12 protein-coding genes are annotated in these 12,887 nt (G+C 64.2%); 2 read left to right on the forward strand and 10 right to left on the reverse strand.

Going from position 1 to position 12,887, the window contains the following annotated elements; genetic code table 11:
• Positions 1 to 25: 25 nt before the first annotated feature.
• The 10 genes from FIV09_RS01285 to sucC all read right to left on the reverse strand — a co-directional run bounded on the left by FIV09_RS01285 (position 26) and on the right by sucC (position 10,571).
• On the reverse strand, positions 26 to 688 hold the full coding sequence (locus FIV09_RS01285; protein WP_371417762.1) for a GNAT family N-acetyltransferase: 663 nt from the start codon (positions 686 to 688) through the stop codon (positions 26 to 28).
• A complete protein-coding gene (gene lpdA, locus FIV09_RS01290) occupies positions 621 to 2,009 on the reverse strand; it encodes a dihydrolipoyl dehydrogenase (protein WP_152448288.1) in 1,389 nt (462 codons plus the stop codon). The genes FIV09_RS01285 and lpdA overlap by 68 nt, the downstream gene beginning before the upstream one ends.
• A 37-nt stretch (positions 2,010 to 2,046) precedes the next feature.
• The gene (locus tag FIV09_RS01295; RefSeq protein ID WP_152448289.1) at positions 2,047 to 2,442 is read right to left on the reverse strand and encodes an MAPEG family protein; all 396 of its coding nucleotides are present in this window, start codon (positions 2,440 to 2,442) and stop codon (positions 2,047 to 2,049) included.
• The gene (locus FIV09_RS01300) at positions 2,439 to 2,927 is read right to left on the reverse strand and encodes a hypothetical protein (RefSeq protein WP_216646961.1); all 489 of its coding nucleotides are present in this window, start codon (positions 2,925 to 2,927) and stop codon (positions 2,439 to 2,441) included. The genes FIV09_RS01295 and FIV09_RS01300 overlap by 4 nt, the downstream gene beginning before the upstream one ends.
• Positions 2,928 to 3,013: 86 nt before the next feature.
• Positions 3,014 to 3,373: a hypothetical protein gene (locus tag FIV09_RS01305; protein WP_152448291.1), complete on the reverse strand. Its 360-nt coding sequence runs from the start codon at positions 3,371 to 3,373 to the stop codon at positions 3,014 to 3,016.
• A gap of 26 nt (positions 3,374 to 3,399) precedes the next feature.
• Positions 3,400 to 4,992 (reverse strand): 2-oxoglutarate dehydrogenase complex dihydrolipoyllysine-residue succinyltransferase, encoded by a 1,593-nt coding sequence (gene odhB, locus FIV09_RS01310; protein ID WP_152448292.1) that lies wholly within the window; start codon positions 4,990 to 4,992, stop codon positions 3,400 to 3,402.
• 5 nt (positions 4,993 to 4,997) lie between these two features.
• The gene (locus FIV09_RS01315; RefSeq protein ID WP_152448293.1) at positions 4,998 to 7,970 is read right to left on the reverse strand and encodes a 2-oxoglutarate dehydrogenase E1 component; all 2,973 of its coding nucleotides are present in this window, start codon (positions 7,968 to 7,970) and stop codon (positions 4,998 to 5,000) included.
• A gap of 172 nt (positions 7,971 to 8,142) precedes the next feature.
• The gene (gene sucD, locus FIV09_RS01320; RefSeq protein ID WP_152448294.1) at positions 8,143 to 9,030 is read right to left on the reverse strand and encodes a succinate--CoA ligase subunit alpha; all 888 of its coding nucleotides are present in this window, start codon (positions 9,028 to 9,030) and stop codon (positions 8,143 to 8,145) included.
• Between the two features lie 51 nt (positions 9,031 to 9,081).
• Positions 9,082 to 9,381 (reverse strand): hypothetical protein, encoded by a 300-nt coding sequence (locus tag FIV09_RS01325; RefSeq protein WP_254702283.1) that lies wholly within the window; start codon positions 9,379 to 9,381, stop codon positions 9,082 to 9,084.
• A complete protein-coding gene (gene sucC / locus FIV09_RS01330) occupies positions 9,378 to 10,571 on the reverse strand; it encodes an ADP-forming succinate--CoA ligase subunit beta (RefSeq protein ID WP_152448295.1) in 1,194 nt (397 codons plus the stop codon). The genes FIV09_RS01325 and sucC overlap by 4 nt, the downstream gene beginning before the upstream one ends.
• A gap of 289 nt (positions 10,572 to 10,860) precedes the next feature.
• On the opposite strand from sucC, the gene FIV09_RS01335 reads away from it, so the two are divergent.
• Positions 10,861 to 11,889 carry a glycosyltransferase family 2 protein gene (locus FIV09_RS01335; protein WP_152448296.1) on the forward strand — a complete coding sequence of 343 codons (1,029 nt, stop codon included), beginning with the start codon at positions 10,861 to 10,863 and terminating at the stop codon, positions 11,887 to 11,889.
• A gap of 4 nt (positions 11,890 to 11,893) precedes the next feature.
• Positions 11,894 to 12,853 carry a glycosyltransferase family 2 protein gene (locus FIV09_RS01340; protein WP_172975596.1) on the forward strand — a complete coding sequence of 320 codons (960 nt, stop codon included), beginning with the start codon at positions 11,894 to 11,896 and terminating at the stop codon, positions 12,851 to 12,853.
• Positions 12,854 to 12,887 lie beyond the last annotated feature (34 nt).

A 12,887-nucleotide genomic window follows, 5' to 3' on the forward strand; every position in this document is an offset into this window, starting at 1 on the left:
CTGCGGTGGACCAGTGGCGGAGGCGCTACCAGAATGCCGCATGATCGAGGGCAGGCGCGGATCGCGACGGCCCTTGCAGGGGAAAGACCGCTTCACCCGTCAGCGACTGGCCGAGCCAGCCTTCGGGCATCGAGAGGCTCAGCGGCGGGGCGGCTTCCTGCGCGGTGATCGGTGCAAATCCCACACGCGCGTAATAGGCCGGATCGCCGTAGGTGAGCGCCGCGTCGATACCGTCCCGCGTCAGGGCCTCCAGCGCGCCGCGCAGAAGCGTCTGCCCGACGCCCTTGCCTTGCCGATCCGGCACGACCGCCATGGGCGACAACAGGAAGACCTGGCGCCTGTCCTCGGGATAGGCGAGCCGCGTGAAGATTGCAGCGGCGATCAGCGCGCCTGCCTCGATACCCAAGAAGACGCGGATATCCTGCGGCGGGGTCGTGGCCAGCAGGTCCTGCGCCAAATCGCCTATCAGGGCACCTTCCTCCGCGCCCTCGGATGCGGTGAAGGTGGTCCGGAAAAGCTGGGCGATCCTGTCTGCCCGCCCCGCAATGTCTGTCTCGATCTGAATGAGCGCAACGGGCCCTCCGGTCCCGCATGCGCACGGGACCGGAGGGCCTTCTGTCTTACATGTGGATCGGGCCGTCGCCGCAGGCGAGTGCCGCTTCGCGCACGGCTTCCGAATAGGTCGGATGCGCGTGGCAGGTCAGCGCCACGTCCTCGGCCGCCGCGCCGAATTCCATCGCGACGCAGATCTCGTGGATGAGATCGCCCGCCATCGGGCCGATGATATGCGCGCCCAGAATGCGGTCGGTCTCCTTGTCGGCGAGGATCTTCACGAAGCCGTCCGCGGCGAAATTGGCCTTGGCACGGCCATTGCCCATGAAGGAGAACTTGCCGACCTTGTAGGCGTGGCCGTCCTTCTTCAGCTCTTCCTCGGTCTTGCCCACGGCAGAGACCTCGGGATGGGTGTAGATCACGCTCGGGATGACGCCGTAATTGACGTGGCCCGCCTTGCCCGCGATGACCTCGGCGGCGGCCATGCCTTCGTCTTCGGCCTTGTGCGCCAGCATCGGACCCTCGGTCGCGTCACCGATGGCATAGATGCCGTCCACATTCGTCTTCCAGTGCCCGTCGGTCTTCACGAAGCCCCGGTCGGTGATCTCGACGCCGAGATCGGCGAGCCCCAGCCCTTCGGTCACGGGCTTGCGGCCCGTGGCCACCAGCACGACATCCGCATCGAGCGTCTCTTCGCTGTCATCCTTCTTGAGCTTGTAGGTGACCTTGGCCTTGGTCTTGGTGGTCTCGACCCCTTGCACGGCAGCGCCGAGGATGAACTTCAGCCCCTGCTTCTGCAGGATCTTCTGGAAGTTCTTCGACACCTCGGCATCCATCGTGGGCGTGATCCCGTCGAGATATTCCACGACTGTCACCTCTGCACCGAGACGGGCATAGACCGACCCCATCTCGAGCCCGATCACGCCCGCGCCGATCACCACCAACTTCTTGGGGATCTTGCCTAGCGACAGCGCGCCGGTGGAGGAGACGACGATCTTCTCGTCGATCTCGACGCCGGGCAGGGTCGACACGTCCGAGCCGGTGGCGACGATGATGTTCTTGGCCTCATGCGTCTCGTCGCCGACCTTCACGCGGCCCTTCTCGGGGATCGAGCCCCAGCCCTTCAGCCAGTCGACCTTGTTCTTCTTGAACAGGAACTCGATGCCCTTGGTATTGGCCTCGATGGTCTCGGCCTTGTAGGTCTGCATCTGGTCCCAATCGACCGAGGGGCTTTTGCCCTTGAGGCCCATCTTGGCGAAGTTGTGCTCCGCCTCGTGCAGCTGGTGCGTGGCGTGCAGCAGGGCCTTCGACGGGATGCAGCCCACGTTGAGGCAGGTGCCGCCCAGCGTCTCGCGGCCTTCGACGCAAGCGGTCTTGAGGCCGAGCTGCGCCGCGCGGATCGCGGCCACGTAGCCGCCGGGGCCGGAGCCGATGACGATGACGTCGTAGGATGCCATGAGGAATTCCTTTTCTGTGTCGTTGACGTGTCGCGCCTCAGAAGAGGGCGTAGATCAGCATGAAAACGGTGGCGAGCCAACCCACCGACCAGATGAGCGAGCGCCAGGGACGCAGGCCGAAGTAATAGGCGGGTACGTAGAGAATGCGCGCGAGGAGGTAGAGGGCGGAGGCCAGCGCCGTGAAGGCATCCGCCACATCCGCATAGGTCACCACCATGACGGCGATGCCGAAGAGGATCAGGCCCTCGAAGTGATTCGCGATGGCGCGTTGCAGGCGTGCGGTCTTGATTCCCATCTCGCGCGAGGGCTCGCGGTCGCGCGCGGACATCGTGTAGCCGGGGCCCAGTTCGAGATTGGCGCGGATCGCATAGACCACGAAGGTCAGGCATTGCAGCAATGCGGCGAGGGTGAGGGCTGTAAGTTCGGGGGTCATGCGGCCCTCTTGGTTTTTTCGTACAAAGCCTCTGCCAGCAGCCGCGCCTTCACCTCGATACTCATCCCGCGCGCGGAAAGATGCGGAACGCTGCGATGCGGCACGTCAAATGCCGCGCAGCATTCCGACGCCACCTGACCCAGCGCGATGACGGGGCGATCGTTGATCTCGTGCCGCGTGATCCGCTCGAAGCTTTCCATCACCGACGGCTTCGGGATCACACCCGACCGCGTCTCGGGCAGGGCATGAAAGGCATGGGTCAGGTAGAGATCGGCACGTTGCAGACCCGCCATCTCCAGCGCCCGGTCCAGCACCCGATTGAACAGCATCTCGGGCAGGTAGCCATCCTGCGCGATCCGGTCGCGATGTGCGCGGGCGGTGGGCGCGTCCATGTGGTTGTAGGAAATGAGCACCGGCCCCTCCGGATTGCCGCAGGACAGCTGGTAAGGAGAGACCAGCGGCAGATCGAGCCCAATATCGGTCAAGGTGGTGAAACCGGCAGGGCGAAACGCGCGGCGGGCGGTGAGGGCGGCGTATAATAAGTTGTCAATCATTTGCGTTGATCAGTCGACTAGCCAACTTCCTTAATTTCTTTGAGAAGATCAGACTTCATTTGATTGAGCGCAACATCATCGATTTCCCCGTCTGCACGCATTTCACTTAGCAATAAGAAGAGCAATCTCAGAATAGAGTGGCCTTCACGGTTTAGCTTTGACCGATAGAAATGATGCTGCCCGCTGGATAGTTCTTGGACACAAACTTCGGCAAGAATGCGCCTGATATAGGCCTCCGGCGAAACGCCATGGTCGCGAATTGCCGACGCAGCCAATCGCTTTTGAAAGGCAACTTTTCGCGTCTTGTTAATAAGTCGCCCAACGTTGTAATTTCCAATCATTTTTTCGGCGCGGAGTTCCAGTGCGCTCCGCGCCAACTTCACCTCTTTCGATTGAAAGATTCTCACAGATCCATCAACAACCGCCGCGGATCCTCGAGCGCCTCCTTCACGCGCACAAGGAACGTCACCGCCCCCTTGCCGTCCACGATCCGGTGATCGTAGCTCAGCGCCAGATACATCATCGGGCGGATCTTGATCTCGCCATCCACCACCATGGGCCGGTCCTGGATCTTGTGCATGCCGAGGATGCCCGATTGCGGCGGGTTCAGGATGGGCGAGGACATGAGCGAGCCATAGACGCCGCCGTTCGAGATGGTGAAGGTGCCCCCCTGCATCTCGGCCATCGACAGCTTGCCGTCCCGCGCGCGTTTGCCCTTGTCGGCGATGTCCGCCTCGATCTCGGCAAACGACTTCGAATCCGCGTCCCGGATCACCGGCACGACGAGGCCCTGCGGGGTTCCGGCGGCGATGCCCATATGCACGAAGTTCTTGTAGACGATATCGGTGCCGTCGATCTCCGCATTGACCTCGGGCACCTCTTTGAGCGCGTGGCAGCAGGCCTTGGTGAAGAAGGACATGAAGCCGAGGCGCACGCCGTGCTTTTTCTCGAAGAGATCCTTGTACTGGCTGCGCAGCGCCATCGTCTCGGTCATGTCCACCTCGTTATAGGTGGTGAGCATGGCCGCATTGTTCTGCGCATCCTTGAGCCGCCGCGCGATGGTTTGGCGCAGGCGCGTCATCTTCACCCGCTCTTCGCGGGCCTCGTCCTCGGCGGCGACGGGCGCGCGGGGGGGCTGCTTGGTCTCGGGGGCGGGCGCGGCGGCGCCGGACTTCGCGGCGACGATCGCGGCGTCCACGTCGGACTTCATCGCGCGACCGTCCCGGCCGGTGCCCTGGACCTGGTCGCGGCTCACGCCTTTTTCGGCCATCGCCTTCTTGGCGGACGGCGCATCTTCCACATCCGAGCGGCCCTTGCCGGCGGCAGGGGTCGAATATTGCGTGTCGCCCTTGGGCGCTGCGGCCTCGTCGCCGCCATCGGCCTTGCCTGCGGCGGGTTTCGATGCGCCCGATTGACCGGCGGCAGATTTAGCGATCACGGCGAGATGCCCGTTCGCCTCCACGGTGGTGCCTTCGTCGGCGATGATCTCCGCCAAGGTGCCGGCAGAGGGGGCGGGCACTTCGACCGACACCTTGTCCGTCTCGAGCTCGCAGAGGGTTTCGTCCGCCTCGACGCTGTCGCCCACCTTCTTGAACCAGGTGGAGACCGTGGCCTCCGAGACGGACTCGCCCAGGGTGGGGACCATCACGTCGACCTTGTCGCGCTGCGCATCGCCCTGATCGCCGCCGCTTTCCGCGACCTCTTTCGGGGCGGCCTTCTCGGTCTCTTTCGAGCCCTCGTCGGCCTTGCCGCTTTCGGCCCCTTCGGAGATGTTCGCGAGCAGCGCATCGACACCCACGGTCTCGCCTTCACCGGCAACGATATCCGCAAGCGTGCCTGCCGCGGGGGAGGGCACCTCGACGGTGACCTTGTCGGTCTCCAGCTCGCACAGCATCTCGTCCACCGCGACACTGTCGCCGGGCTTCTTGAACCATGTGGCGACCGTCGCCTCGGACACGGATTCGCCCAGCGTGGGCACTCGGACTTCGGTGGTCATGTCGCTTATTTCCCTTCAATCGTCAGCGCTTCGTCGACGAGCGCCTGTTGTTGCTGTTTGTGCGCGGAGGCAAGGCCGGTCGCGGGCGAGGCCGAGGTCGCCCGCCCGACATAGCGCGGACGCGGATGATCGGCGCCGATGCGGCCCAGGACCCATTCGATATTGGGCTCGATGAAGCTCCAGCCGCCCTGGTTCTTGGGCTCTTCCTGGCACCAGATGACTTCGGCCTGCTTGAAGCGTTCAAGCTCCTTGACCATCGAGTTGGCCGGGAACGGATAGAATTGCTCGACCCGCATCAGGTAGATGTCGTCGATGCCGCGGCTGTCGCGCTCCTCCAGCAGGTCGAAATAGACCTTGCCGGAGCAGATCACGACGCGCTTGATCTCGGCATCGGGCTTCAGCTCGGTGTCGGAATTGCCCTTTTCCGCATCGTCCCAGAGGACGCGGTGGAAGGACGACCCGGTGGTGAAATCCTCGGCCGTCGAAATGCACATCTTGTGGCGCAGCAGCGACTTCGGCGTCATCAGCATGAGCGGCTTGCGGAAGGACCGGTGCAGCTGACGGCGCAGGATGTGGAAGTAGTTCGCAGGCGTCGAGCAATTCGCAACGATCCAGTTGTCCTGACCGCAAAGCTGCAGCATCCGCTCCAGACGGGCCGAGGAGTGCTCCGGCCCCTGGCCCTCATAGCCATGCGGCAAGAGGCAGACGAGGCCCGACATCCGCAGCCACTTGCTTTCGCCCGACGAGATGAACTGGTCGAACATGATCTGCGCGCCGTTGGCGAAGTCGCCGAACTGCGCCTCCCAGAGGGTGAGGGCATTGGGCTCGGCCAGCGAATAGCCATACTCGAAGCCCAGCACCGCGTATTCCGACAGCGCCGAGTCGATCACCTCGTAGCGCGCCTGGCCTTCGCGGATATGGTTCAGCGGGTAGTATCGCTCCTCAGTCTCCTGGTCGATCAGGGCCGAATGGCGCTGCGAAAAGGTGCCGCGCGTCGAATCCTGGCCCGAGAGGCGCACCGGATAGCCTTCGGTCAGAAGCGAGCCGAACGCGGTTGCCTCGGCGGTGGCCCAGTCGAAGCCCTCGCCGGTCTCGAACATCTTCTTGCGGGTCTCCAGCAGGCGGCCCACGGTCTTGTGGACCGGGAAGCCGTCCGGCGCCGTCGTGATCGCGGACCCGATGGCCTGCAGCGTCTCGGGCGCGATGGAGGTCTTGCCGCGCTGATACTTGCCCTGCTTCTGCCGGTCGAGATGCGACCAGCGCCCATCGAGCCAGTCGGCCTTGTTGGGCTTGTAGTTCTTGCCCGCCTCGAATTCCTCGTTGAGGAAGCTCTGGAAGGCGGCCTTCATGTCCTCGATCTCGCCCTCGGGGATCAGACCGTCCTTCACCAGACGCTCGGTATACAGCGACAGGGTCGTCTTGTGACCCTTGATCTGCTTGTACATGAGCGGGTTGGTGAACATGGGCTCGTCGCCCTCGTTATGGCCGAACCGGCGGTAGCAGAAGATGTCGATCACGACATCCTTGCCGAACTTCTGGCGGAACTCAGTCGCGACCTTGGCGGCATGCACCACGGCCTCCGGATCGTCGCCGTTGACGTGGAAGATCGGGGCCTCCACGACCAGCGCGTTGTCCGTCGGATAGGGCGAGGAGCGCGAGAAGTGCGGCGCGGTGGTGAAGCCGATCTGGTTGTTCACCACGATATGGATCGTGCCACCGGTGCGGTGCCCGCGCAGACCCGACAGCGCGAAACATTCCGCAACGACGCCCTGACCCGCGAAGGCCGCGTCGCCGTGCAGCAGGATCGGCAGGACCTGCGTGCGGGCGCTGTCCTTGAACTGGTCCTGCTTGGCACGGACCTTGCCCAGAACGACGGGGTTCACCGCCTCGAGGTGGCTGGGGTTCGCGGTCAGCGACAGGTGTACTTCGTTGCCGTCGAATTCGCGGTCGGACGAGGCGCCGAGATGGTATTTCACATCGCCCGAGCCATCCACGTCCTCGGGCTTGAAGCTGCCGCCCTGGAATTCGTTGAAGATCGCGCGATAAGGCTTTCCCATCACGTTGGCGAGCACCGACAAACGGCCGCGGTGGGGCATCCCGATGACGATCTCCTTCAGGCCGAGCGCGCCGCCGCGCTTGATGATCTGCTCCATTGCGGGGATCGTGCTTTCGCCGCCATCGAGACCGAAGCGCTTGGTGCCCATGTACTTGACGTGCAGGAACTTCTCGAAGCCCTCGGCCTCGACCATCTTGTTCAGGATCGCCTTCCGGCCCTCGCGGGTGAAGCGCACTTCCTTGCCGTAGCCCTCGATCCGCTCCTTCAGCCAGGCGGATTGCTCGGGATCGGAGATGTGCATGTATTGCAGCGCGAAGGTGCCGCAATAGGTCCGCTTCAGCACCGAGATGATCTCGCGCAGCGAGGCGATCTCGAGCCCCAGCACGTTGTCGATGAAGATCGGCCTGTCGAGGTCGCGTTCGGTGAAGCCGTAGGACTTGTAGTCGAGCTCGGGATGCTCGGACGTGTCGCGCATGCCGAGGGGGTCAAGGTTGGCCGCGAGGTGGCCGCGGATCCGGTAGGCCCGGATGATCATCAGCGCGCGGATCGAGTCGAGCACGGCGCGCTGGACCTGATCGTCGGTGAGCTTCACACCCTCGGCTTCGGCCTTGGCCTGAACCTTCTGCGCGGCGCCTTTCGCCTCGGCAGGCACCATGGGCATGGGCCATTCGCCGGTCAGCGCGGCGGTCAGGTCATCCTGCGGTTGGGGCGGCCAGTTCTTGCGTGCCCAGGACGGGCCCTCCGCCTCTTTCTTCACCGCGACCTCTTCGTCGCCGAGGCTCAGGAAGAAGGCCTGCCATGCCTCGTCCACCGCATCAGGATCGGCGGCGTAGCGGGCATACATCTGTTCGAGGTATTCCGCGTTGTGCCCCTGCATGAAGCTGGAGGCGCGGAAGGTATCGTTCGGGCTCTGATCCGTCATGTTCGTATCCTTTCGACCGATCGCTAAGCATCGGGAAGAAGGTCCGTGTGGGCCCTCGTCGCGAGGCTTGTCCTGGATGTGCAGGTGCCCCGGGCAGAACCCGGGGCCGCATGCGTTTTCACTGGCGGCCCGTGGCCGCGTGCCCCGAAGGGCCGGGGGCTCAGCCCCTATTTCAGCCCTTGTCGATGGCCGACAGGACCGCTTCGCCCAGTGTGGCCGGGCTGTCCGCGACCACGATGCCCGCCTTGTTCATGGCTTCGATCTTGTCTTCGGCACCGCCCTTGCCACCGGCCACGATCGCACCGGCATGGCCCATGCGGCGGCCCGGAGGTGCGGTGCGGCCCGCGATGAAGCCCGCGGTGGGCTTCCAGCGGCCCTTCTTCTTCTCGTCGGCCAGGAACTGCGCTGCGTCCTCTTCCGCGGAGCCGCCGATCTCGCCGATCATGATGATGGCCTCGGTCTCGTCATCGGCAAGGAACCATTCCAGAACGTCGATATGCTCCGTGCCCTTGATCGGGTCGCCGCCGATGCCGACGCAGGTCGACTGGCCGAGGCCCACATCGGTGGTCTGCTTCACGGCTTCATAAGTAAGGGTGCCGGAGCGGGACACGACGCCCACCTTGCCACGCTTGTGGATGTGGCCCGGCATGATGCCGATCTTGCAGGCATCGGGCGTGATGACACCGGGACAGTTCGGCCCGATAAGCTTCGAGGACGAGCCTTCGAGCGCGCGCTTGACCTTCATCATGTCGAGGACCGGGATGCCCTCGGTGATGCAGACAATGAGCTCCATCTCGGCGTCGATCGCCTCGAGGATCGAGTCGGCGGCGAAGGGCGGCGGCACGTAGATCACGGACGCATTCGCTTCGGTTGCGTGCTTGGCTTCGTGCACCGAGTTGAAGACCGGCAGGTCGAGATGCGTCTGCCCGCCTTTGCCGGGGGTCACGCCGCCGACCATCTTGGTGCCGTAGGCAATCGCCTGTTCGGAATGGAAGGTGCCCTGGGAGCCTGTGAAGCCCTGGCAAATCACCTTGGTGTTTTCATCGATAAGAACGGCCATCGTTCAATCTTCCTTCATTGTCGCCGGTGTCCCGAAGGCCCGGCATGCCGATCAGTATTCGGCTGTGTCATCATCCACGAGTTCGTCGAGCGCCCGGACGGCCACGAGGGCCGCGCCCATCAGGATCATCGTCCGGCCAAGCGATTTCGTGAGGTTGCGGGGCATGAAGCCTGCGATCCCGTCCCGCGCCGCCCGAGCGGCATCGCTGCCGCTGCGGATATTGCGCAGATCGACCCGCTCGGCCGGTTCCGGCAGGCGCAGTGTCTCAGGCTCGACACGGCGCGCGGCCAGCCCCAGACCGATCAGACCCAGCCCGATCAGGAAGGGCGTGTATTCCGCCCCTCGGCTCACCCTTTCACCGCCTTCACGATCTTCTCGGCGCCGTCCTTGAGGTCATCCGCGGCGATCACGTCGAGGCCGGAGGTGTTGATGATCTCCTTGCCCTTCTCGACATTCGTGCCTTCGAGGCGGACGACGAGCGGCACTTTGAGGCCCACTTCCTTGACCGCGGCGACCACGCCTTCCGCGATCACGTCGCAGCGCATGATGCCGCCGAAGATGTTCACCAGGATGCCTTTGACGTTCGCGTCCGAGGTGATGATCTTGAACGCCTCGGTCACCTTCTCCTTGGTGGCACCGCCGCCCACGTCCAGGAAGTTCGCAGGCTCCGCACCGTAAAGCTTGATGATGTCCATCGTCGCCATGGCGAGGCCCGCGCCGTTGACCATGCAGCCGATCTCGCCGTCGAGGGCGATGTAGTTCAGGTCGTACTTGGAGGCTTCGAGTTCCTTCGAGTCCTCTTCGGTCTCGTCGCGCAGCTCGGCCACGTCGGGCTGGCGGTAAAGCGCGTTGCTGTCGAAGCTGAGCTTGGCATCGAGCACCTTCAGCTCGCCATTGGTCATGACGATCAGCGGGTTGATCTCCAGCATCTCCATGTCGCGCTCGATGAACGCGGTGTAGAGGATGCCCATCAGCTTCACGCATTGCTTGACCTGCGCGCCGGAGAGACCGAGGGCGAAGGCGATACGACGGCCGTGGAAGGGCTGGTAGCCCGTCGCCGGATCGACGCTGAAGGAGAGGATCTTTTCGGGCGTGGAGGCCGCGACTTCCTCGATATCCATGCCGCCCTCGGTGGAGCAGACGAAGGAGACGCGGCTGGAGACGCGGTCGACCAGCAGGGCGAGGTAAAGCTCGCGCTCGATATCCGAGCCGTCTTCGATATAGATGCGGTTGACCTGCTTGCCCGCGGGGCCGGTCTGGTGCGTGACCAGCGTCTTGCCCAGCATCTTCTTGGCTTCCTCGGCGGCCTCTTCGACCGACTTGGCGAGCCGCACGCCGCCCTTTTCGCCGGCATCGGCTTCCTTGAAGCTGCCCTTGCCGCGTCCGCCTGCGTGGATTTGCGCCTTCACCACCCAGAGCGGGCCGTCGAGGTTCGCGGCTTCGGTCTTGGCATCGGCCGCGCGCAGCACCACCCGGCCATCCGAGACCGGTGCGCCGTAGCTGCGCAGCAGCGCTTTGGCCTGATACTCGTGGATATTCATGTCATCCGTCCCGTTCTGCTTTGTTTGATCCTGCTATACCTGAGGTCGCGGGCAGGATTGCAGCGAAAATGCCGCAGGTCAGGGCTTCAGGGGCGAAAAAGCGACATTTGTGATCACGCAATATTTTGGTGTGATCACAAGTCGACGGCGAGAGTCTCGAATCCGATGGGATGTCTTGCCGGTGCGGGGCTGCATCACACGGCCTGCAAAGTGCGGACACGGTTTTGACAGCAGAAGAGGCCACGGCCTACCGTCTGACAAACAAAAAAGCAGTGACAGGTTTCCGGCAATGTCTTCATCCCAACCGCAGGGCGCGGTGCAGCCACCTGCGTCCGCGCCGCGCTGGAGCGTGGTCGCCACGGTCCGGGAACCGGCGCAGTTGCTGCAGGCCTTTGCCGCGCATCACCTCGCGCTGGGGGCCTTGCAGGTTCATCTCTATCTCGATGCGCCCAACCCCGAGCTTCGCGCGATGATCGGAACCGACCCGCGCGTGACCCTGATCGATTGTGACGCCGATTTCTACGATGCGCTGGGCCGCCGGTTTCCGAAATGGATCAATCGCCGTCAGATCATCAACGCCAATCACGCCGAGACGCAAAGCTCTGCGGACTGGCTCTTTCATCTCGACGCGGACGAGTTCCTGAACGCCGATCCCGGTCCCGAACTGGCCACGATCGCCCCGGAGATCAGGGGCGTCTGGGTGCCCAACGGAGAGCGCGTCTTCCTGCATGATACGCCGCCGGAAAGCATTTTCGACGGGGCCCTCGTGCTTCCCATGACCAATGAACACCGCCTTGATCGGGTGCGCGGGCCGGATATGTCGGCGCTGACCCGGTTCGGCCTTCTTGCGCATGATATGGGCAAGGGCGCGTTGCGGGTGGGGCAGAAGGTCGGTGCGGGCATTCACCGGCCCCGCGTCGGGCCCGCGGAAACTCACGTCGCGCAAACCCTGCGCGTCAGTCACTTCGATGGGCTGACGCGACTGCATTGGGCACTCAAGCTGCAACGCCACGCGCTGAACGGCATTGCGTCCAAGCCGGGTCGGACGCTCTATGGCTATCGCGACCGTCAGATCGCGCTTGCCGCCGAAAGCGGCGGCGATCTGGCCCCGATCTTCGCGCTGCACGACCGGCTGCGCGTTCTGCCGCCCCGGATCGCGCGGCAGCTGACCCGGATCGGTAAGTTGGTACCGACAGGGGTAGACGCTGCCGCATCCATCGCTCGGATCTTTCCCGGGCGCATGACGGACCTGTCGATCAGCGCCTTCGATGCGGCACTCATGCCCGAAGCCGCGGCGCCTGTCGCGCGGCAGGCCTGAGGTCATGCGCTGGGGCGTCGTCACAACCGTCGCGGAACCGCCTGCCCTGCTGGCGGCTTTCGTGGCGCATTATGCCCGGATGGGGGCGGGATCGATCCGGCTTTATTTCGATCGTCCGGACCCCGAGGCGGCAGCACTCATCAGTCGTGTGCCGGGGGTCGAAGCGATCGACGCGGATGCCGCTTTCTACAGGGATGAACTCGGTGCGCGCGTCAAGCCTGCGCAGCTCAATCGCAAGCAGCGGTTCAACGCGGATCATGCGATGCGCACGATGGAGGTCGACTGGCTGTTGCATGTCGATGCCGACGAATTCCTCGCGGCGGAGGATTTCGCGGGGCAACTCGCGGCGCAGCCCGCTGACATCGACAGCCTGCATATCGCCAATGGCGAACGCGCCTGGATTGCCGGGGCGTCCCCCCGCACGATTTTCGATGGCGTGCTGCGCTGGCCGGTCGATGGACCGCGACGCCGCATCCGGCGCATTCTTGGCCCGGAGGTTGCGGAGTTCACCGACAGAGGGTTCTGCGGGCACCTATGGGGCAAGAGCGTCACGCGCACGGGACGTGGTCTGAAGCTCGGCCTGCACAAGCCGCGCCGCGAGCCGCCAGCGCACCAGGTCGCGGCCCCATCTGCCAAATTGTGCCATTTCGACGGGCTCACGCGTCGGCATTGGGTCGCGAAGCTCATGCGCTATGCGGAGCTTGGCATGTATGCCGAGCCAAAGGGACCGCATCGCTGCCGCCATGCCCAGGTGACGCATGTGAAGAATGCGGGATCCGATCCCGCGGCGGCTTTCGCATTGCACGACATGATCCGGGTGATCCCGGCTGACACGGCGCAGGCCTGGCAGGAGGCGGGGCTGATCGAAGCGATGCCATGTGATCCCGCAGCGGCGACCCGGGCCCTGTTCGGGGATGCGGTGGACCTCTCGCCCGCGGCTTTCGACGCCGCTCTTGCGCAATAAAAAAACGCGCGCCCCCTGGGGACGCGCGCTGTGT

The organism is Roseivivax sp. THAF197b, from assembly GCF_009363255.1.
GTDB lineage: Bacteria > Pseudomonadota > Alphaproteobacteria > Rhodobacterales > Rhodobacteraceae > Roseivivax.